Raw genomic sequence first — 22,267 nt, 5'->3', positions numbered from 1 at the left:
TAATTCTATGCTAAGACGTTAATAATTTGTCGTTTAATCAATAATATCTGAAAAATATTTTTCAGATATTTGCAAATTATGCAAGACTATCCTTTAATATCGGTCATTACAACCTATTACAATTCAGTACAACTGGGTGATTTTGTAAAATCTTCCATGAATTGCCTTTTGAATCAGACTTATTCGAACATAGAATTCATCTGTGTAAATGATGGTTCTTTAGATTCTACTTTAGAAGAGCTGCTTTATTTTGAAAAGCAGGATTCCAGGGTAAAAGTCTATACAAAAGAAAATCAAAAGTATGCACAATATTCTAAAGCCTATGGGCAAGATAGGGCATCCGGAGAGTTTATTTTCTTGTTTGATCATGATGATCTCATTGAACTGGATACTATTGAAAAATGTTTTAATACTTTCTCCCAATCGCCCGATTTAGATATTGTTACTCCGATTGTCGACACAAGATTTACATCCGGGGAACTGAAATATATGATTAATCTCGACATTCGTTTTGAGAATCACACTCAATTTATTTCTAGAAAAATCTCTGGTGAAGAAGCAATAAAAAAAACGGTTGGCAAATATGATATTCACATCAGAGGATTATACCGCAAGGAAGTTTTCAAATCTCATTCATTCAGGTTTACAGAACCTCTTCTAAATGCAGATGAAATAGTAGAAAGAATGATTTTCGAAAACGCAAAGTTTATCGGCAGTTGTGATGCTGTATATACGCATTACATACACCCGGATTCTTCTGCTAAAATGCCATCTGTAAAAAAAATAGATATTGTAAGAACCGATGTTTTATTGAGAAACATTTTTATAGAGAAAAAGATTTACGAAGAAAGAAAATCTATCTTTGAGCTTACTGCATACCGGAACTTTGTAAACGGTCTTAAGACATATCATTATTTTTTTAAAAGCATGACTGCGGAGCAACAATCATTTCAGAAGCAAAGACTGCTTCAATCCTATTCTGAGCTTGATAAAGAAAATGTTCTATCTCAGTTTTCAGGTGTTACAAAAATGTACAATTCAATCCTGCTTTCCAGCTTTTCTCTGATCTCTGCTTTTTATAAATTTAAAAACTAAAATTATCGTTCAAACCTCCAGACAAATAATTTTGCAGAAAGATCTGCAGGAATGTTTTGAAAGAAATTTTTCTTTTTGATGTCAGCATTAAAATCAGAATCGAAGTAATCTGCTATTGTCAATTTTGTAAGTTTCTGCATTCTTGAAATATTTACGCCTAAATAATCTTTATCTTTCAGTGCTTTCCACTGCATGATGAGAACCATTTCTTTGAACAGAATAATCTTCTTTTTAATCATTTTTTTCAACGCTACATTTTGTTCCTTATCATAAGCTTTGGTAAAATATTCCAAAATGGTTAAGAAGTTTTCGAAATTCTTCTTCGTTCTGTTAAAAATTACAGATTCGCCGTGCAGATAATAAAGATAAGTAATGTTATCAATGATTGATAAAGTATCTGTTTTCAGAAGAAGATCAAAAAACCACAACTCATCTTGTGCAAATAATCCCGGTACAAAATAAATTTCATGATCAACAATAAAGTCTCGTTTGATTAATTTGTTCCAGGATGATGAAGGAAAACCGCCATTACTGTAAACAGAAAAAATCTCAAGTCTGTTATTATAATATTTTTTATCTGCCGTCGTAGGAAAACCGAAATCTTTCGTTGTATTATCAAAAGTATTGATCCATCGGTTTTGCGAAATCGTGATTTGTGCATCAGTTTTCAAAGCATTATCAACAAGCAGCGCAATGCAGTCTTCTGTGATCTCATCATCGCTATCTAGAAAATAAATATATTCTCCTGCAGATGCTTTGATCCCGGTATTTCGCACCACAGAAAGTCCAGAGTTTTTTTGATGCTCATGAATTTTAATATTCAGATTGGGATTTTCCTGTACAAATTTGTTGATGAAAGCCATACTGTTATCAGGAGTACAATCATTTACCAGAATAATTTCGAGGTTTTTATAGATTTGATTTTTAACAGATTCAAGACATCGAAGAATGTATTTCTCACATTTAAAAACAGGAATATTAATACTGACTAATGGTTGATTGGGTATCATCAAGTTGTTTTTGCTTTTAATTATTGCAAAACTATAAAGAATATTTAATACTTTTGAAAAAACAATTTGGATGAGAAAGGTTTTAGGTCGATTTTTCATAAAATTAAGAAATTTCGCAAATAGTTGCATTGATGCCCAAAATCGCGAGCTTTTTTTTACTGATAAAAGCATCGTAGATTCTTCCTTCAAACTGGGTTCGAATAATTTTTTAGATATTTCCGATGACGCAGAATTCCGGTTCGGAAAGAATGTAACGATCAATCATTCTAATTTTATTACTGTTAAAAATAATGCTAAATTTTCCATCGGTGATGGAACCTACATTACCCGAGCTACAATTTCATGTCTTGGAGAAATTGAAATCGGGGAAAACTGTATTTTAGGTGAGGGCATGAAAATTTTCGACCATAATCATCAATATACAAAAGAGCCCTTTTCGGTTTCGAAAACAGATTTCAATATCGGAAAGGTAAAAATAGGAAACAACGTGTGGACAGGCACCAATGTTATCATTTTAAAAGATGTAACCATAGGTGACAATGTTATTTTAGGAGCAGGATGTGTGATTCATAAAGATGTGCCCAGCAATTCCATCATCATCAATAAACAAGATCAAAAAAACATTTCTCTAAACAACTAATATATCACAGAATGCTCTTTTCAATTCTCATAGCCCATTACAATCATTACGAATACTTTAAAGAGTGCTATAAAAGCATTCTCAATCAGAGCTATCATAATTTTGAAATTATTATCGTTGACGATTGCTCTACGGATGGTTCTTACGAAAAAGTCATGCAGCTTACGAAAGACGATGATAAAGTAAAGCTTTTTCAAAATGAAAATAATAGAGGGGTTGGTTTTACTAAAAGACGTTGTATAGAACTAGCTTCCGGAGAAATTTGTGGATTTTTAGATCCTGATGATGCACTTGCTGAAAATGCGCTTCAACTCAGCATAGAAAATCACCATAAAGACAATATTGCAACCTATTCGAAATTTTATTTATGCAATAATGAGTTAAAGCCTCTCCGTATATTTCAACATTCACGTGCCGTAAAAAATGGTAGAAAATCTTTTTTTAATATTTTTCTGGAGGTAAACCACTTTTTTACATTTAAAAAAGCTGCCTATAACAAAACTGAAGGTATTAATACCGAGCTCACTTCTGCTGTTGATCAGGATTTGTACTTAAAGCTCTATGAAGTCGGACACATAACGTTCATTAACACTCCTCTTTATTATTATCGATTGCATGATAAAGGCGTATCTCAGGAATCTTCAAAGAAAGAGAAACTAAATAACAATTGGCATCAAGTCATTTTAGATGCTGCCAAAAGAAGAAATCTTGAAAAGATTTTTCATAGAAAAATAAAAGATATTGACAATCTACCCAATTTTCTTAAAGAAAAACAGAATAACTTTTTAACTAAAATTCTTAGAAAATTTTCATAACTAAAAGCCAATAACAGAAAATATATAGACCAGTCTGTAGATTAGAATATTTATATTACTTAAGATTACTTCATCGCTACAAGTATGTTCTTGAAGATATCGAAATTTATTAGTTATAAAGAATATCTTTTTGTAAAACACAAAAGAAAAAGATTAACAATACTTATATTTGTCTTTTAAAGATTAATTTTAAAATACACAAATGTCCCAAAAAATAAAAGTTCTATTCTATCACCGTTCCATGGAAATGGGAGGTGTAGAGCGAGTAATTCTGGATCTTTTTCAAAATTTACCACAAGAATTATTCGATATTACGTTGCTTCTCAATACTTTTCAGGGTGAGCTCAGGAATGAAATCCCCCCTCACATTAAAGTGACCAGTGTTCAGAAAGGCAGAGAAGACATGAGTGCCAAAAAGCCGATCAGATTCTTTCAATTGGTAAAAAGAGCCATTATATTGTGGTATTACAGAAAAAATCCTAAGGCACTTTATAATAAATATATCAAAACAGATTTTGACATAGAAGTTGCATCAGGATATACCGATTTTGATTCTGTTTTGAATAGCCCGATGAAAGCAAGAAAAGTAGCTTGGTTTCACACCGATGTCTCTTATGACCCCGATCAGAAACGCGTCATGCATCGGATTACCAGTCTTAAAAAATTCGATTGGGTAATTTTCGGATCCCGGCAGACAAGAGACATCATCAAAGAATTATACAATATAGAATATCCAAACAGTTCTGTCATTTACAATGCTATAAAAATTGAAGAAGCAAGAAAAAAATCTTTAGAGTTTCCTGTATCTTACAATCAAAGACCGGTTTTTTCTTCGATGGGAAGGTTGCATGTTCGGAAAAACTATCATACCCTTATGAAAGTTCACAAAAGACTTTTAGATGAAGGATATAATCATTCTATTGCAGTAATTGGCGGTGGTACAGAAATGGAAAATCTGAAAAATCAAGCAAAAGATCTTGGTGTAGAAAAATCTTACCTTCTTTTGGATTCGCAAATTAACCCTTATCCCTATATAAAAAATTCAGACTATTTTATATTTCCTTCTGAATCTGAATCTTATCCGTTAACCATCGGAGAGGTTATGGGTCTTGAGATCCCAACAATCAGCACAAATGTGGGCGGTATACCTGAGATGATTGAACACAACTATGATGGTTTACTTGTAGAACCGACCGAAGAATCCATATATCAAGGGATGAAACTTTTTCTGACCGATAATGAACTTGTTGAGAAAATAAAACGCAACGCTACAGTTTCTGTATCAAAATTTGATAACGATCAAATCTACCGGCAAGTAACATCCGTTTTCGAAAAACAATACAAGCTGAAACAATAATGAAGCCTTTAGTTACAATCCTCACCCCTACTTATAACCGTGCTCATACGCTGCCTCGGGTTTTCGACTCTTTACAGAGACAGACTTTCAAGGATTTTGAATGGCTTATTATAGATGATGGGTCTACAGATGACACCAATCTATTGGTAAAACAATTTCAGGAAAAGGCAGATTTCCGAATCCGGTATTATCATCAGGAAAACCAGCACAAGTTTATAACATTTTTCAGAGGAATTGAACTTTCTGAAGGAACCTATTTTTCACCTCTCGATTCAGACGATGCATTATTAGATGATGCCTTAGAAGTGCTTGTAGAAAAATGGAAAGAAATCAATGATAAACAAAATATTGTTTTTGTCTCTTCTCTTTGTCAGGATCAAAATGGAAAAATTGTTGGGGATAAATTCCCTGAAGAACCTCTTATTTGCAGTATATTTGATATGCGTTACAAATACAATGTAAAGGGAGATAAATGGGGAATGGGAAAGGTTGAAATTTATAAAAAAATGGAACTTAATCTTGAAAAACTTAGCGGTAAAGGTTTTATCCCTGAAGGCGTTTTTCAATTTCAGTTTGACACTCTGGGATTTCATTATTGTATCAATAAAATAAGCCGTATCTATTACAGAGATGAAAACGACGAGCAATCTCTCGCCAACCAGTTTTATGATAAAAAAAATGCATTTGGACTTGCAGAAAATTACAAAGCTTTTTTGAATACCTATAGTTCAAAATTGTGGGCTCATCCTGTACCCATCTTTAGAAATCTTGGAGGATATTTAAAGTTTTCGGCAACTGATCAAAGAGGTTTCAAAAAAACAATTTCTGAACTCAAATCTTTTCCTGTAAAAGTATTAGCTACTCTGCTCTATCCTGTGTCAAAATTAATTTAATGAAAAATATTTTTTTATTTTCAGAACATTAATCTGCCGCCTATTAAAGATAAATTAATTAAAAGAGTATAAATTTTAAATTAATGTCACAAAAAAAGAAAATCCTCATCCGTATTGGTTCTCTTCGTCACGGTGGTGCAGAAAAAGTTCTGATTAACTTTCTCAAAAATCTCCCCGAAAACAAATACGAAATAGACCTACTGATTAATCTATACACAGGTATGTACATCAAGGAAGTTCCGTCATGGGTCAATCTACATTACCTGCTTAAAGGGGAAATGATCACCACAAACAAACCTAATGAAATTCCGGTGAAAGCATTCAGGGTACTTTATCAGAAAATGTTTTTGTGGTTTCCGTGGCTTCTTTATCGATTTGTGCTGAAAAATAAAAAATATGATGTGGAAATAGCTGCTATTCACGGAATGTATAAAGAGCTTCTTTCCAGCCCGCAAAAAGATTCAAAAAAGATCATTTGGATACAGAACGATATCTTTAATCTAAAGGAATATACTCCGGATGCAATCAGGCAGTTTTTCAAATTTGATAAAATATTGGTCATTTCCAATAAACTGAAAGAGGAAATGCAGAAAGTTGCTCAAAGTGAAAAGGAGAAACAAGCAGTTATTAAAATTTTTAATCCAATAGATAAGGATGATACCTTAAAGAAAGCGAATACAATAATTAACGATTATCCTTTTTCCGACACTACTCCAACTTTTATTACGATCGGAACAGTTTACCCCCAAAAAGGTTACGACAGGCTTCTGGATGTACATAAAAAACTGATAGATGAAGGATTAAAACATCAGATCATTATTATTGGTGACGGTTTTGATTTTGAAAACATCAGAACAAAGCTGAATGATCTGAGTATCACAGAAACCGTTAAAATGCTCGGTTTCAGAGATAACCCCTACCCTTATCTTAAAAAAGCAGATTTTTATATCATGTCTTCAAGACATGAGGGCTTTCCAACAATAATTGCTGAAGCTTTAATTTTAAACAAACCTATTGTATCTACCGATGTTTCAGGAATAAAAGATCTTCTCCAGGATGGAAAGCTGGGAATTATCACGCCAAACTCTGAAACCGGAATTTACGAAGGCATGAAAAAGATTTTGAACAATCAAGAACTTGCAGATCACTACAGAAAAGAAATAGCTTCAGCTGAACTTCCTTTCGTGCTGCAGAAATCTGTCGCACATCTTCAGGAAATTATTGATAACCTTTAAAAGCAGTGAAATGAGTTATACAATTATTCAGAAAGATTTTTATCGGGAAAGCGGAAAATGGCTTTCAACATTTCAGATTTGGAAGAAATGCCTTAATCCGAATCTTCATTTTATTTATATTTTCAGAAAAACCCAAAAATATAATAAGACGCCATTTTTAGGCTTGTATTGGAGAATTGTTTTGAGACATTTCCAGATCAAATACGGCTTTCAGATTTACCCTGAAACAGAAATCGGGGAAGGTTTTTATCTCGGACATTGGGGGAGTTTAGTGATTAATCCCAAAGCAAAAATTGGTAAAAACTGCAATATTGCTCAGGGAGTTACAATAGGACAACAAAACCGCGGGAAAAATGTAGGCTATCCGGTAATCGGAGATGAGGTCTGGATAGGTCCGAACGCCGTAATTGTAGGAAAAATAACTATCGGAAACAACGTTCTAGTCGCTCCGAATGCATACGTCAATTTTGATGTTCCTGAAAATTCGATTGTAGCCGGAAATCCTGCAAACATATTCCCTAACGAAAATGCCACAGATGGTTATATAAATAATAAGATTTAAAGCTGAATTTTATCATATCTTTATCTTTATTAAACTTTGTTAAAAATGCTTGATAATTCAGTAAAATTAATATTTTTGTATAATTATTGATTCAGTCTATTGAATTTGAAAATAATTTAAACGAAATAAATAATTATAATCTTTAAAATTTAATTAATGAAGAATTCGTACGAAGTTATTTTCGAAAACAACAGAAAATGGGTAGAATCTAAATTAGCAGACAATCCGCATTTCTTTGAGGATCTTGCCAAAACTCAGCATCCTGAGTATCTTTACATAGGATGTTCAGACAGCAGGGCCACGGCAGAAGAACTGATGGGAGCCAAACCGGGTGAAGTTTTTGTTCACAGAAACATTGCCAATGTTGTCAACACTTTGGATATGAGTTCCACTGCGGTGATACAATACGCAGTAGAGCATCTGAAAGTGAAACACATTATCGTTTGCGGACATTACAACTGCGGTGGTGTGAAAGCAGCGATGACGTCTCAGGATTTAGGACTTTTAAATCCGTGGCTGAGAAACATTCGTGATGTGTACAGACTGCATCAGGCTGAATTAGATTCTATCGATGATGAAAGCAAACGTTATGACAGGCTTGTGGAACTGAATGTTCAGGAGCAGTGCATCAACGTTATTAAAATGGCTTGTGTACAGGAACGGTATATCTTAGAAGAATATCCTATTGTTCACGGCTGGGTTTTCGACCTTAGAACGGGTAAAATTATTGATCTGGAGATCGACTTTGAAGAGATCCTAAAAGACATTCAAAAGATCTATAATCTTACAAGTTCAGATTGGGTTATGAGCAGAAAGACGAAATAATCTTTCTAAAAAATTTGAGTGAAATGAAATTCTGGAGTATCATTACATTACTGTTTATCATCAACTTTACAGCTTTGCCAAGCATCGCTGCGATTTGTGGATGGAAATTACAGAGAACTAATGTAATTCTGAACGAAGAAGAAACACACTCTCATTATTCATCATTTACCGTTTACGAGAAGACTTTACCCAAAACTCTGAACGTACATGATTTTCTGAAGTTTTTCGAACCAGATCTCGAGCGCAGATCCTTTGTATTGATTGATGACTCTGGTCATCTTTCGCCATTTCTCACCATATTTTCTCCACCTCCGGAAGCTTAATTTTTCACAGACCAAAATAAATATTCATATCAGATTCTGATGTTGAATAGATGTCTTTTTAAATTAATTTCCAATTTTATTACTGGTGATTTTAATTAATATTTTAATTAAGGTCAATCGGTTACACTAAGTATTTTTCGCTGTCATGAAAAAAACAAATTCATTATTTGAAGGAATCAAGGAGAATTTCCCTTCAGGCCTCGTTGTATTTTTAGTAGCTCTTCCTTTATGTTTAGGAATTGCTTTAGCATCCGGTGCACCACCGTTATCCGGCATTATCGCAGGTATTGTAGGTGGTTTGGTTATCGGCTCAATCAGTAACTCAAATATTTCGGTTTCGGGACCTGCTGCAGGTCTTACGGCCATTGTTTTAACAGCAATTACCGATTTGGGGGCTTTTGAGCTGTTTCTTTGCGCAGGTATTATTGCTGGTGTTATCCAGCTGATTTTAGGCTTTATAAGAGCAGGAAGCATTTCCAATTATTTTCCAAATAATGTGATTGAAGGAATGCTTGCGGCAATCGGAATCATTATTATTTTAAAACAAATTCCGCATGCTTTAGGTTTTGACAAAGATTATGAAGGCCATGAATCTATTTTTGATAACGGTTTAAATTTTAATTATTTTTCAGAACTTTTTGGAGCGATTCATCCGGGAGCAATAATTGTAACCGTTGTGTCAATTGCTTTACTTTTAGCCTGGGATAAAGTTTTATTCCTAAAAAGAATGAAAATGCTTCCCGGAGCTTTAGTGGCCGTTGTTGTCGGAATTTTACTGAATGAATTATTCAAATTATCAGGAAGTTCATTAGCAATCGGTAAAGAGCATTTGGTTTCCTTACCGGTTCCGCAAAGTCTTGACGATTTTAAAAATCTTGTTACCCTACCCGATTTTAATGGTTTTACCAATGTGAAAGTCTGGATTGCGGGTGCAACGATTGCCATTGTCGCATCCATTGAAACATTACTTTGTATTGAAGCTTCAGATCGACTGGATGTCCAGAGAAGAATTACCGATACCAATTTAGAATTAAAAGCTCAGGGAATCGGGAATCTTGTAAGCTCATTTATCGGCGGATTACCAATGACATCAGTTGTAGTAAGAAGTTCTGCTAATGCAAATGCGGGAGCGACTTCAAAGATTTCAGCGATGATTCATGGATTTCTATTGTTGATTTGTGTGTTGACAATTCCTGTGATTCTGAATTTAATTCCTTTGGCAACCCTTGCAGCGGTTTTACTTTTGGTAGGATATAAACTGGCAAAACCGGCAACATTCAAGCATTTCTGGCATTTGGGGAAATTCCAGTTCATTCCGTTTGTGGCTACCGTTGTTGCAATTGTAGCAACCGATTTGCTGAAAGGAGTAGGAATTGGTTTAGCAATATCAGTGTTCTATATCTTACAGGGAAATATGAAGCGTGCTTATTATTTAAGCCGTGAAAAACTGAGCGATGCAGACGGAATTACGATAAAATTGGCTGAAGAAGTATCTTTCCTTAACAAAGCAGCCATTAAAAAGACATTGAAAAACATTAAATCTAACTCTACGGTAACGATTGATGCGAGAGGAACATCATATATCGCAACAGATGTACTGGAAATGATTCAGGATTTTGCCAACATCCGGGCGAAAGAAGAAGATATTAATGTGGAACTATTAGGCTTCAAAACTTCGTATAAAGATTACGAAACCGATGAAGACTCTCACATCGTCATTACCCATAAAAGAGCAATGTAAGCTCAAATAATTTTTTATAACTTTAATTTTAAATAATAATTCAAAATAATAAATTCATATGAAAGCACATACATCAGAAACCCAGTCGACGATTACACCGGAAAAAGCATTAGACTTTTTAAAAGAAGGAAATCAGAGATTTGTAAATAATTTGAAGGCAAACAGAGATCTTTTGGAGCAGGTAAATGCTACCCGTGAAGGTCAGTGGCCATTTGCAGTAGTTTTAAGCTGTATCGACAGCCGTACTTCTGCAGAACTTATTTTTGATCAGGGATTGGGAGATGTTTTCAGTATCAGAATTGCAGGAAACTTTGTAAATCAGGATATTTTAGGATCAATGGAATTTGGCTGTAACGTAGCCGGTTCTAAATTGGTTGTTGTTTTAGGTCACACAAAATGCGGAGCTTTAAAAGGCGGATTAGATGCGGCCAAAATCGAAGGAATGGGTATGGATAACTTGAACCATTTAATTGATCATTTTGACCCCATCATTAAAACCATTATAAAAGATGGAGAAGAGCGTACTTCTGCAAATGCAGATCTTCTTGAAAGACTGAATCAGCACAATGTAAAAAATGCAATTGACGATATCCGTAAGCAAAGCTCTACTTTGAAAAGACTTGAAGAAGAAGGTAAGATCAAGATTGTCGGAGCAAACTATGACGTTGAAACCGGCGTTGTAACCTGGCTATAAAACAAACATTTATCTTTCATAACAGTTGGGGCGGAAGCAAAGCTTCCGCCCCAACTTATTTTTATTTACCGTTAAAAGCAGACATCGTATTGTTAATCCCTGCAAAAACAAAGGACAAACAGGCTTTCGAAAATTTCTCGATTCTTTCAGGCAGCTTTTCAGTTTCTTCTTCATTCCAGGTTCCTAAGACGTAATCTACTTGTTTTCCTTCAGAAAATTCGGCAGAGATCCCAAAACGCAGTCTTGCATAATTCTGGGTCTGCAAAACCTCTTGAATATTTTTAAGACCATTGTGGCCGGCATCAGAACCTTTCATTTTCATCCTTAAAGTTCCGAACGGCAATGCAAGATCATCCGTAACGATCATTACATTTTCTAAAGGAATATTTTCTTTCTGCATCCAGTATTTTACGGCATTTCCAGAAAGATTCATATACGTATCAGGCTTCAGAACCAATACTTTTCTTCCTTTATATTTCCCTTCAGCCATCCAGCCGAAATTTGTTGTATTGAATGATGATTCTAAAGTTTCTGCAATTTTTTCAGCGACTTTAAAACCTATATTGTGACGTGTATTTTCATATTCCGGACCTTTGTTTCCAAGACCTACAATTAAATATTTCATGAGAAATTTTTGCAAAATTAAGGGTTCTGAAATAAAAAACTCAACCCGATAAGGATTGAGTTTTAAAATATTTTAAAAAACTAATTTTTAATTATAATGGTTTGTAGAAGTAATTCACTCCGAATCCCTGAATCATATATGTCTGCGGATCATATTTATAATTCGTAGAGATTACGATTGGTGTAGGAACCGGGTCTGTCATATCAGTAACAGAAACTCTTCTTGGGCTGTTTGGTGACAACATCAAGCTTCTGTCATCATTGATATTGGTTGAGATAAGCACTGAAACCTTGTATTCAAACGGTAAAAGTGTATAACCGTTGATCTGAGAATCGTAGTTTGTAAATCCGAAATCATATTTTTCTACAGCTGGCTCAAATACTGTTCCGTTTGTAATCAGTTTACCCACTTCTTTTGAAACTGTAGAAACATTATCTCCTAAGTAAGAATAAGCAGCTTTTGTATAATCTGTGTATTCAAAAGGTACAATATCTTTCCCTCTTTTCATTACAATTGATGCTAATTTTGCAGTTGTAGCACTGTACGTAAGATTATATATTGCTTTTGTCTTTTCGTAAAGAGCATAAGGTCCTACTGTTGCAGGAGGAACAGGTGCTAATCTTCTGTAAACAGATCTGTTCTCAGAGATTAATGTAAGTCTTCCTAAATTTCCGTAAGTATATTGTTGAGTATAAGAAATACTGTCTGTATCTAATACACCGTCATTATCAAGATCAAGAAAACCGTTAAATGTTATTTTACTGATTTTATCACCACTCCATTCTACATTGGTTACAGAACCTTTTTCTGTAAGAACTTTCGTAAGAAGCAGACCGCTGTACTGGTACTCAGCAATTGTTCCGAAGTCGGTAATCTCTCTTGAAAGAGCTCTCGGACCAATTAAACCTGTATTGTCATTAAGATCCAAAAGCGGATCTCCTTCTTCATTGGTCATATCTTTACAAGAGTTCACTGAAGAAAACCCTGCGATGATTAAAATAAAATAGAAAAATCGTTTCATTTCTAAAGGGGGATTATTTATTTTTCCACAAATATAATTTTTTTTTGTATAAAAATCATGTTTTTATTAATATTCCCATAAAACTAATAACAAAATTCTGGTTATAACGCCTTATAGATATACTTCTGTGCCTGTGTCTGATCCGAAACAGGATAATTTTGAGTATCGTACAAATAAGTATAAGCACCAGGAATTACCTGACCTGGTATACCCGGAACAGGAGAAGGATATACGATATTAAAACTTTTAAGATTATTAGCAGATAATGAAGGAAAATTAATTGGATGTAGCAAACTCCACATTACAAAAAATGTTTTTGGCAGTGTTGTATAAGGATTAATTTTATCGTCATAAGAAGTGTAATCATATGTTGTAGTTAATACCGTAGCAGATAAATCCGGAACACCAGCCGCATTCGTAATTCCCGACTCACTAACCATTTTTGTAAGATTATCTCCGCTATTTGTAAGATTATAATTGATGAAATGAGTGTAAGTGCTTCCAGATTTTTTCTTCTCTACAATTTTCGTTATCTTTCCAGAACCATCGTATGTATAAGTGTATTCACTGTTGAAACTCGGCATTGTTCCCAACATTGTTTGACAAGTCGTGTAATTGATTTTTCCTCCTGAATCATAAGTAATATTGAAATCATATGATAAAGTATTCGCCGGAGCACCGTTAACTTCTTGCGCAAACTTTACTCTTGTAACTTTTCCCGAAGTATAGGTAACTGTTCCGACTAAGAATGAAGTAGGACCACTCGCTTCCTTGAAAATTGCTTTTTCAAGAACATTTCCATTGGTTACAAATTCCTGATTTGTCACACTATTCACATTTATTTTATGTAAAATTCGCGGTCCTGTAATTGAAGGAGCACTTCCTCCTCCACCGCTTCCGCCCGGATTATTGGGATTGTTTAAAGTATTATTGATAGGATCAGCCGTAGTATTATCGCAAGAAAGCATAAAGCCAAGAAGTATAGCAGATATTCCTGTTAAAAATTTGTTTCTGGTCATAGCATTTTTAATTATTTCCTGGCAAATATAAATTATTTTCAACATTATAGAGCTTTTTCTGAAGTTTTAACAAAAAAAGTCAGCTTAAAGTATATTCAAGCTGACTTTATAAATTTATTTGATAAAAAATTAAACTCCTAAAATAGATTTCAGCAACACATTCACCTCATCTACATTCTTCACTTTGTCTTTCCGCATCATGAGATTATTTCCTTCTTTTCCAGCCTTTTCTTTCAATTGAGCCTGTGCAGGATTTCGGGTTAAATAGGTAATAATATGCCTGAATTTCTCTGTCTGGTAAAACTTATCCTGTGGATTACCTGGGAAATAACCTAAGAAAATTCCGTTTTTCATGACAATTTTTTCGAAACCAATGGCTGCAGCAAGCCATTTTAAGGCGACACTTTTTAGTAAGTTAATCGCTTCTTCAGGCAAAGTTCCGAAACGGTCTTTTAATTCGGCTTCAAATTTCTGCAGATCTTTTTCATTATCAATTTCCGCTAATTTCTGATAAAGTAGCAATCTTTCTTCCGTACTGGAAACATAAGAATCAGGTAACATCAATTCCAAATCGGTATCAATATTCACTTCTTTCACAGATTTGAATAATTTCTGACGGTCTTCTTCATTTTCAAAAAGATTTTCGAAGTTTTCGTCATCTTTTAATTCTTCCAATGCTTCCTGCATCAGTTTTTGATAGGTTTCAAAACCCATTTCATTGATAAATCCGCTTTGCTCACCACCCAATAGATCTCCTGCGCCACGAATCTCCAAATCTTTCATGGCGATCTGGAAACCGCTTCCAAGATCTGAAAACTGTTCGATGGCTTCCAGCCTTTTTCTTGCATCGGCAGTCATCATATCAAACGGTGGTGTAATCAGATAACAGAATGCTTTTCTGTTACTTCGTCCTACTCTTCCTCTCATCTGGTGAAGATCTGCCATTCCGAAACGTTGCGCATCATTAATGAAAATCGTATTTGCATTCGGAACGTCTACTCCACTTTCTACAATCGTTGTGGAAACCAAAACATCATATTTACCTTCCATGAAATCCAAAACGTTTTGCTCAAGCTGTTTTCCATCCATTTGCCCATGACCTGTAATCACTTTTGCATCAGGAACCAGCCTCTGAATCAAGCCTGCAATATCTTTCAGATTTTCAACCCTGTTGTTGATAAAATAAACCTGTCCGTCTCGCTGTAATTCATAAGAAACCGCATCACGAATCAGCTCTTCATTAAAACCGACAATCTGGGTTTCTACAGGCTGTCTGTTTGGCGGTGGTGTTTTGATTACCGACAAATCTCTTGCTGCCATCAAAGAAAACTGTAATGTCCTCGGAATCGGTGTTGCGGTTAAAGTAAGGGTATCAATGTTTGTTTTTAAAGTTTTCAGCTTATCTTTTACAGACACCCCAAATTTATGCTCTTCATCAATAATCAATAAACCTAAATCTTTAAATTTAATTTTATCTGAAGCTAATTGATGGGTTCCGATTACAATATCAACTTTTCCGGTTTTTAAACCTTCAATGGTTTCATTCTTTTGTTTTGCGGTTCTGAAACGGTTCAGGTAAGAAATCGTTACAGGAAAATCTTTAAGCCTGTCTTTAAAACTTCTGAAATGCTGAAATGCCAAAATCGTGGTAGGAACCAAAACAGCAACCTGCTTTCCGTCCGTAGCCGCTTTAAATGCAGCGCGTATCGCAACTTCGGTTTTACCGAAACCAACGTCTCCGCAAACCAGTCGATCCATCACTGTTTCGGCTTCCATATCGGTTTTCACGTCAATCGTAGCTTTTTCCTGATCCGGCGTATCTTCATAGACGAAACTCGCTTCCAACTCATTTTGTAAATAAGAATCTGGCGTGAAAGCAAAGCCTTTTGCCGTTTTTCTTTCGGCATATAATTTAATTAAGTCGAAAGCAATCTGCTTAACTTTTGCTTTGGTTTTCTGTTTTAAAGATTTCCAGGTTGGTGAACCGAGCTTGCTCAGAACAATTTCTTTTCCGTCGGGACCATTATATTTCGAGATTTTATGAAGCGAATGAATACTTACATACAACAAATCACCATTTTTATAAGTAAGTTTAAAACATTCCTGAATTTTCCCGTCGTTGTTTACTTTTACCAATCCCATGAATTTACCAATCCCGTGATCGATATGAGCAATGTAATCGCCCACTTTCAGAGACATCAGATCTTTCAAAGTCAACTGCTCAGATTTTGCAAAAGCGTTTTTGGCTTTATATCTTTGGTAACGGTCAAAAATCTGATGATCGGTATACACCAAAATTTTATGATCCGGATCTACAAAACCTTCATGTAGTTCAGATTTAAAACTTTTAAAAGCAGTCTGATGACCAAGCTCTTCAAAAATAGATTCTAATCTGTCTTTTTGCTTATCGGTAGAAAAAGAAATCCACAGATCAAAACCTTCTTCTTTTTTCTCCTGCAAATCTTCAATCAATAACTGAAAATTTTTATGGAAAGAAGGCTGAGTTGTCTGATTAAGCTTAATTTCCACCGACTTGATTTCTTCAATTCCGACAGCGCTGAAATCAATAGTTTTGAACTTCTTATAATCAAATAGAAATTCCTGATCAGAAATAAATAATTCCTGCGGTGTTCTATGCGCAATATCTTTGTTTAAACCATCGTACTTTTCTAATGCCTTTTCATAAAAAGCACGAAGCTTCTGCAAACCGACAATTCCGTTTTTTGAAACGATCATACTGTCTTCAGGTAAGATTTCGAGCAACGAAACCTTTATGCCCGAAACCGAAAAATTCATATTCGAAACCAGCTGAAATTCGTCTACTTTGTCCACCGAAAGCTGAGTTTCAATATCAAAAGTTTTAATATTTTCAACTTCATTCCCGAAGAAAGTAATGCGGTAAGGCTTTTCATTAGAATAAGAAAACACGTCAACAATTCCGCCACGTACAGAAAATTCTCCCGGTTCGGAAACAAAATCGGTGTGATGAAACTGATAATGATTCAGCAGTTCATCTACAAAATCAAAATCGAGCTGATCTCCAGTTTTTATATGATGAGAAATTGCTTTAAAATCTTCCTTTTTCAGAACTTTTTCAGACAGTGCCCCGATGTAAGCAACAATTACTTTCGGAGATTTTTCTGAATTTATTTTGTTTAAAACTTCCGTTCGCAATACCAGATTTGCATTCTGCGTTTTTTCAACCTGATAAGGCTCCATATGGGTTGCCGGAAAATAAAGTACATTTTCTTTCCCAAGAAGATCTTCCAATTCGCTGTTTACATACAATGCTTCTTCTTTGTCATCAACAAGAAAAAGCAGGTTTTTTTTATAACTAAGGAAAAGTTCGGCTGTGAAAACCGAAGCTGAAGAACCCGCACTTCCTTTTACAGAAAGATGCGGCTGAGTATCAATTTGTGAGAAAATTTCTTTTCCATATTCATTTTTAAGCAAATCGGGAAGAAAATTTTCGCTGATATTTTTTAACTGCATAAATAATGTAGATATAAACGACAAAAGCGATTTCGGGATAATTCCGAAACCGTTTAACTATGCCAAAGATACGTTATTTTTTATTTTTAACCTTTTAGGTCAAATCAATCAAATTTCAACCCAAAAATGCAATTCTCTTAATTTTTAGAAAAATTTGTTTAAAAAAAGTTAAAATTATTCGCAATTTCAATTTGGGCACAATCTTTGGAAATTCAATTGTCACAAACCAAAAAATAATATTATGAAAAATGTATTCAAAATTTTAGGGGTATTCGTACTTCTTTTCACGGCCTTCTCACTTTCATCATGTAATAACGATGATGATCCTGCAGACAACGACTTCTTTGCAGGAACTTACAAAGGAAGTATCGCTTATACTGATAATGACAATGATATTTCTACTGATAACGGGGAAGTTTTTGTCACAAAAATCGCAAGTGGAACTAAGTACAACTTCAGATTCTCAAACGGAATTCCCGATCTGAATGGTCTTGAATTTGAAAAACAAGGTGATAACACTTTGGTGATGGTAAATTCTAATGCATTGGTATATGTGAGAATCGACAATAATGAATTGAAAATGCTCTATACCGCAGATGGTAAAACCTGGAGAGCAAACTGTACAAGATAATATAATAATAACTCATTCATATGTTGCCCGTTTCCTTTTTTGGAGGCGGGTTTTTATTTGGAATTAATTGGAATTTAAGAATTTATAAAATTTAGTTAAGTTTTGATAAACGAATTTTTGTAATGAGTTTTTCCTTACATTTACTTAATTAAAATAAGACAAATGAAAAAATTTCTTACGGCAATGTCCATCATTTTAGGATTGGGATTTGCAACTGCTCAACAAGCTGTTCCGGCTACAAAAAGCTCAGCAGCAAAAACTGCAACAACAACGAAACCAATGAAAGCGGTCGAAACAAAAGCAGTAAAACCAGCACAAAAACTGAAAAAAGACGGAACTCCCGACAAAAGATACAAAGAAAACAAAATGCTGAAGAAAGACGGAACGCCCGATAAAAGGTATAAACAAAACAAATAACAACATATAGTTGTCATTCATAATCAAATTTCAATAAACCGATGCCTAGGATCATCGGTTTTTTTATTCAAATATTTTCTCTGGATTCTATACTTATTTATAAATTTGAACCATGTTAAACTTTCTAAAGAAAAATGCGGCGTTGATTTGGGCAAAAAAACATGTTCAAAAAGCAGAAGAATTCAAGAAAAATGCAGAAAAAAATCAGGACGAACTATTGTTATCTCTTGTTGATACGGCTAAAAAAACTCTTTTTGGAAGAACGTACGATTTTGAAAACATACAGTCTGTAAAAGATTTTCAGGGGAAAGTTCCTGTTGCAGATTATGAAGATCTGAAACCTTATGTCGAGAAAGTAAAACGTGGACAGCGCGATATTCTCTGGATAGAAACTCCCGAATATTTTGCCAAAACTTCAGGAACAACTTCCGGTTCAAAATACATCCCGATTTCTAAAGAAGGAATGCCATTTCAGGTGAAGGGAGCTCAGAGCGCACTTTTCCATTATATTGCTAAAAAAAACAATGCCGATTTTGTTGGCGGGAAAATGATCTTTCTACAGGGAAGTCCTGAGCTTGAAGAAGTTTTTGGTGTAAAAACCGGCAGACTTTCAGGAATTGTAGCCCATCACATCCCAAATTATCTTCAGAAAAACCGTTTGCCAAGCTGGGAAACCAATATGATTGAAGACTGGGAAACTAAAGTCGATAAAATCGTAGAAGAAACTGAGAGAGAAAACATGACGCTGATTTCAGGAATTCCGCCCTGGCTGATCATGTATTTTGAAAAGCTGATCGAAAAAAACGGTAAAAAAATCAAGCAGATTTTCCCAAATCTTCAACTTATCGTTACAGGTGGTGTAAATTATGAACCTTATCGCGATAAAATGGAAGAACTTTTAGGCGGAAAAGTAGACATTGTACAGACATTTCCGGCTTCGGAGGGTTTTTTTGCGTTTCAGGACGATTATACCAAAGAAGGTTTGCTACTTTTAACGAATCACGGAATTTTCTATGAATTTATCCCTTTAGAACAATACGGAAAACCAGATGCACAGAGATTAACTTTAAAAGATGTTGAGCTTAATAAAGATTATGCTTTAATCTTAACAACCAACTCAGGTTTATGGGCCTATTCGATTGGTGATGTTGTACGGTTTATTGATAAAAATCCGCACAGAATTCTGGTAAGTGGAAGAACGAAACATTTCACATCGGCTTTTGGTGAGCACGTGATTGCTTTTGAAGTGGAAGAAGCTATAAAATCGACTGTCGAAAAGTTTCCGGCTCAGATTACTGAATTCCATTTGGCTCCAGAAGTGAATCCTGAAGAAGGTTTGCCTTATCACGAGTGGTTTATTGAGTTTGAAAAAGAGCCTGAAAATTTAGATTTATTTAAAAACGAACTGGATGATCAGCTTAGAAAACGCAACACCTATTATGACGATCTGATTTCCGGAAATATTCTGCAGAAACTTCATATTACAAGACTTCAGAAAAATGCTTTTCAGGAATATGCGAAAGCACAAGGAAAACTGGGTGGACAAAACAAAATCCCAAGACTCGCAAACGACAGAAAAATTGCAGATTTATTGAAAGTCTATAAAAAATAAAAAACACCAAAAATCACTTATCATGAAAAGTATTTTATCTGTCTTAATCATCATCTTAGTTACTTCCTGTAGTTCTTTGAAATATAGTGCTGCTAAAAATCCCGACAATTATACAAATATAAAAGCCGGAAATAAATATACGTTTCTTCAGGCTGACGGAAGCAAAATTCCGATGGTCATTACTTCCATTTCTAAAGACAGCATTATTGGAACCAGAAAAAATGAAAGAATCTTCATTGCAAAAAACAATATTACAGAGATAAGAAAAGACAAAACAGCAATTGCAGTTGTTGCAACCGCCGGAGGAATTGCCTCTTTAACGACTTTGGTTGTCGTAATGATAAAAGCTACAGATGTTGTAGCCGATACTGCTGCTGCATTTGGAAGTGGCGCAAATTAATTAAGCTAAATTATCTTTTAAATATAAAATTGTCTCATTTTAGATTAAAATCTTATAAAAAAATATGAGATTTTCTTTTTAATGAAAACGTATATTCAAAAAAAATTATAAATTTGGAAAACTAAAAAAATATAATGAAAGCATCTGTACTTTTAAAAACATCATTATTAACGTCTTTATTTGTAATTTCATCTTGTGCAACAACAAAGTACAGCGAAGATATTGCGCAGAATAACTACTCAACTCTTCAGGCAGGAAAAATCTATGTGGTAACTCCGAGAGATGGTTCAAAAAAACAAAAATTTCTTTTCCGTAATATAGATGGTGACAACCTGATCGGAACTGCAGGAAAAAAAGACAGTACAGAAGTAATCATCCCAAAATCTAATGTAGCTTCTGTAAAAGACAGATCAAAAGCAAGAGTTGCAGGAGGTGCCGTTTTGATTGGAGCTGCAGGTGCTGCTGCGATTGTAATCAGTTCTTTGAGAGCAGACTAAAATAGACAAAATCTTTCAGGTGGTATTTTATTTATCATTTGAAAATTAAAATACAGATAGCCTTAAATGAATATTTAAGGCTATTTTTGCGCATGATTTCTTTATTGCCGCTCAAAACATTACAAAATGTTGAATTCAGAAATCTTCTTACGGGAAGATTTTTTATTGTTTTAGCCTTCAGAATGCTTGCTACTTTACTCGGATGGTGGGTGTATCAGTTGACAAAAGATCCTTTTTCGATCGGGCTTATCGGCCTTTCTGAAGTAATTCCGGCGGTAAGCTGTGCTTTGTATGCAGGTCATGTGATTGATATGAATGAAAAGAAAAGACTACTTCTGATCTGCAATTACGTGTATGTTTTTCTGATCAGTTTATTGATGATTCCTGCATTTTTTGATGTGGAACTTCATTTCACAGGGCACGAAATTACTTATTTTATTTACGGAGTCATTTTCTTTACGGGAATTGCACGAGCTTTTATCGGACCAATTGTTCCTTCCATGATTCCTAAAATTGTTGAAAAAATAAATCTTCCGAGCGCTATTACATTAAATCAGGCAACATTTTTGGTTTCATCCGTGTGCGGTCATGCTGTTGGAGGATTTTTAATTGGTTTTTTTGGCGTTAAATGGACATTAATGGTGATCATTTCACTTTTAGTTGTCGCTTCAGTATTTTTCTGGCAACTTAAACCTCAGTTTTCGGAGTACAAAAAAGAAGAAATCAAAGTAATGGAAAGTATGCGTGAAGGAATTTCTTATATTTTTAAAACTAAAGAAATTCTGGGAGCGCTTTGTCTGGATATGTTTGCGGTACTTTTCGGAGGAGCAGTTGCCATGATTCCTGTGTTTGCAACCGATATTTTAAAATCGGGAGCAGAAGGTTTCGGTTTTCTGAATGCGGCTTCAGATATTGGCTCGATGATCATCATTACCACCCTATCATTAGTACCGTTAAGAAAAAATCAAGGCAAAATATTATTGGCTGTGGTTGCCGGTTTCGGATTGTGCATTATCGGTTTCGGACTGTCGCATTATTATTGGCTTTCATTCATGTTCTTGGTTTTAAGCGGAATGCTGGATGGAATTTCTGTGGTTATTCGAGGAACAATTGTTCAACTGAAGACTCCGGATCATATTCGCGGAAGAGTTTTAAGTGTCAATTCAATTTTCATCATGTCGAGCAACGAGATGGGGCAATTTGAAAGCGGATTGATGGCCAAGCTTTTAGGAGTCGTGAGATCGGTCGTTTTTGGTGGCAGCATGACTGTTTTGATCGCCCTTATTGTAGGAACCACCAATCCTAAATTAAGAAGAATGCAATATTAATCGTTCCCAAACGTTATGTAAGAATATGCAATGAA

22 protein-coding genes are annotated in these 22,267 nt (G+C 34.7%); 17 read left to right on the top strand and 5 right to left on the bottom strand.

Features of this window, described 5'->3' with window-relative positions:
- Positions 1–78: 78 nt before the first annotated feature.
- Positions 79–1,095 (top strand): glycosyltransferase family A protein, encoded by a 1,017-nt coding sequence (locus BM371_RS07905; RefSeq protein WP_034677922.1) that lies wholly within the window; start codon positions 79–81, stop codon positions 1,093–1,095.
- 2 nt (positions 1,096–1,097) lie between these two features.
- Here the strand turns inward: BM371_RS07905 and BM371_RS07900 are convergent, their stop codons facing one another.
- Positions 1,098–2,105, bottom strand: coding sequence for a glycosyltransferase (locus BM371_RS07900; RefSeq protein ID WP_034678289.1), 1,008 nt, complete (start codon positions 2,103–2,105; stop codon positions 1,098–1,100).
- A gap of 70 nt (positions 2,106–2,175) precedes the next feature.
- Between BM371_RS07900 and BM371_RS07895 the strand changes: the two genes are divergently transcribed.
- The 10 genes from BM371_RS07895 (at position 2,176) to BM371_RS07850 (ending at position 11,190) form a co-directional block, all read left to right on the top strand.
- Complete coding sequence (locus tag BM371_RS07895) at positions 2,176–2,745, top strand: acyltransferase (RefSeq protein WP_051882884.1); 570 nt, start codon at positions 2,176–2,178, stop codon at positions 2,743–2,745.
- Positions 2,746–2,756: 11 nt separating this feature from the next.
- Entirely contained in the window at positions 2,757–3,560 is an 804-nt protein-coding gene (locus tag BM371_RS07890; protein WP_034677920.1) for a glycosyltransferase family 2 protein, read from the top strand.
- A gap of 202 nt (positions 3,561–3,762) precedes the next feature.
- The gene (locus tag BM371_RS07885; protein ID WP_034677919.1) at positions 3,763–4,917 is read left to right on the top strand and encodes a glycosyltransferase; all 1,155 of its coding nucleotides are present in this window, start codon (positions 3,763–3,765) and stop codon (positions 4,915–4,917) included.
- The gene (locus BM371_RS07880; protein WP_034677918.1) at positions 4,917–5,810 is read left to right on the top strand and encodes a glycosyltransferase family 2 protein; all 894 of its coding nucleotides are present in this window, start codon (positions 4,917–4,919) and stop codon (positions 5,808–5,810) included. The genes BM371_RS07885 and BM371_RS07880 overlap by 1 nt, the downstream gene beginning before the upstream one ends.
- An 83-nt stretch (positions 5,811–5,893) precedes the next feature.
- Positions 5,894–7,045: a glycosyltransferase gene (locus tag BM371_RS07875; RefSeq protein WP_034677917.1), complete on the top strand. Its 1,152-nt coding sequence runs from the start codon at positions 5,894–5,896 to the stop codon at positions 7,043–7,045.
- 10 nt (positions 7,046–7,055) lie between these two features.
- Positions 7,056–7,607, top strand: a complete 552-nt coding sequence (locus tag BM371_RS07870) for a serine acetyltransferase (RefSeq protein ID WP_034678287.1) — start codon at positions 7,056–7,058, stop codon at positions 7,605–7,607.
- A gap of 156 nt (positions 7,608–7,763) precedes the next feature.
- Positions 7,764–8,432 carry a carbonic anhydrase gene (locus BM371_RS07865; protein WP_034677916.1) on the top strand — a complete coding sequence of 223 codons (669 nt, stop codon included), beginning with the start codon at positions 7,764–7,766 and terminating at the stop codon, positions 8,430–8,432.
- A gap of 23 nt (positions 8,433–8,455) precedes the next feature.
- Positions 8,456–8,755: a hypothetical protein gene (locus BM371_RS07860; RefSeq protein WP_034677915.1), complete on the top strand. Its 300-nt coding sequence runs from the start codon at positions 8,456–8,458 to the stop codon at positions 8,753–8,755.
- Between the two features lie 145 nt (positions 8,756–8,900).
- Positions 8,901–10,496, top strand: a complete 1,596-nt coding sequence (locus BM371_RS07855) for a SulP family inorganic anion transporter (protein WP_034677914.1) — start codon at positions 8,901–8,903, stop codon at positions 10,494–10,496.
- A gap of 58 nt (positions 10,497–10,554) precedes the next feature.
- Positions 10,555–11,190, top strand: a complete 636-nt coding sequence (locus BM371_RS07850) for a carbonic anhydrase family protein (protein ID WP_034677913.1) — start codon at positions 10,555–10,557, stop codon at positions 11,188–11,190.
- A gap of 61 nt (positions 11,191–11,251) precedes the next feature.
- On the opposite strand, the gene pth is transcribed toward BM371_RS07850, so the two are convergent.
- The 4 genes from pth to mfd all read right to left on the bottom strand — a co-directional run bounded on the left by pth (position 11,252) and on the right by mfd (position 17,347).
- Positions 11,252–11,815 (bottom strand): aminoacyl-tRNA hydrolase, encoded by a 564-nt coding sequence (pth, locus tag BM371_RS07845; RefSeq protein WP_034677912.1) that lies wholly within the window; start codon positions 11,813–11,815, stop codon positions 11,252–11,254.
- 91 nt (positions 11,816–11,906) lie between these two features.
- Positions 11,907–12,836: a hypothetical protein gene (locus BM371_RS07840; protein ID WP_034677911.1), complete on the bottom strand. Its 930-nt coding sequence runs from the start codon at positions 12,834–12,836 to the stop codon at positions 11,907–11,909.
- Positions 12,837–12,937: 101 nt separating this feature from the next.
- Positions 12,938–13,855 (bottom strand): hypothetical protein, encoded by a 918-nt coding sequence (locus BM371_RS07835; RefSeq protein ID WP_131430979.1) that lies wholly within the window; start codon positions 13,853–13,855, stop codon positions 12,938–12,940.
- A gap of 129 nt (positions 13,856–13,984) precedes the next feature.
- The gene (gene mfd, locus BM371_RS07830; RefSeq protein WP_034677908.1) at positions 13,985–17,347 is read right to left on the bottom strand and encodes a transcription-repair coupling factor; all 3,363 of its coding nucleotides are present in this window, start codon (positions 17,345–17,347) and stop codon (positions 13,985–13,987) included.
- 241 nt (positions 17,348–17,588) lie between these two features.
- On the opposite strand from mfd, the gene BM371_RS07825 reads away from it, so the two are divergent.
- From BM371_RS07825 to BM371_RS07800, 6 genes are all read left to right on the top strand, one after another.
- A complete protein-coding gene (locus tag BM371_RS07825; protein WP_034677907.1) occupies positions 17,589–17,978 on the top strand; it encodes a hypothetical protein in 390 nt (129 codons plus the stop codon).
- A gap of 162 nt (positions 17,979–18,140) precedes the next feature.
- Positions 18,141–18,395, top strand: a complete 255-nt coding sequence (locus BM371_RS07820; RefSeq protein ID WP_034677906.1) for a hypothetical protein — start codon at positions 18,141–18,143, stop codon at positions 18,393–18,395.
- 112 nt (positions 18,396–18,507) lie between these two features.
- Positions 18,508–20,007, top strand: coding sequence for a GH3 auxin-responsive promoter family protein (locus tag BM371_RS07815; RefSeq protein ID WP_034677905.1), 1,500 nt, complete (start codon positions 18,508–18,510; stop codon positions 20,005–20,007).
- 22 nt (positions 20,008–20,029) lie between these two features.
- Entirely contained in the window at positions 20,030–20,407 is a 378-nt protein-coding gene (locus tag BM371_RS07810) for a hypothetical protein (protein ID WP_034677904.1), read from the top strand.
- A gap of 134 nt (positions 20,408–20,541) precedes the next feature.
- Positions 20,542–20,904 (top strand): hypothetical protein, encoded by a 363-nt coding sequence (locus BM371_RS07805; RefSeq protein ID WP_034677902.1) that lies wholly within the window; start codon positions 20,542–20,544, stop codon positions 20,902–20,904.
- A gap of 92 nt (positions 20,905–20,996) precedes the next feature.
- Positions 20,997–22,232, top strand: a complete 1,236-nt coding sequence (locus BM371_RS07800) for an MFS transporter (RefSeq protein ID WP_034677901.1) — start codon at positions 20,997–20,999, stop codon at positions 22,230–22,232.
- Positions 22,233–22,267 lie beyond the last annotated feature (35 nt).

This window comes from Chryseobacterium formosense (assembly GCF_900116415.1).
GTDB lineage: Bacteria > Bacteroidota > Bacteroidia > Flavobacteriales > Weeksellaceae > Chryseobacterium > Chryseobacterium formosense.
Note: the sequence above shows the minus strand (reverse complement) of the source record. Positions and strands in the feature narration are given on the sequence as shown.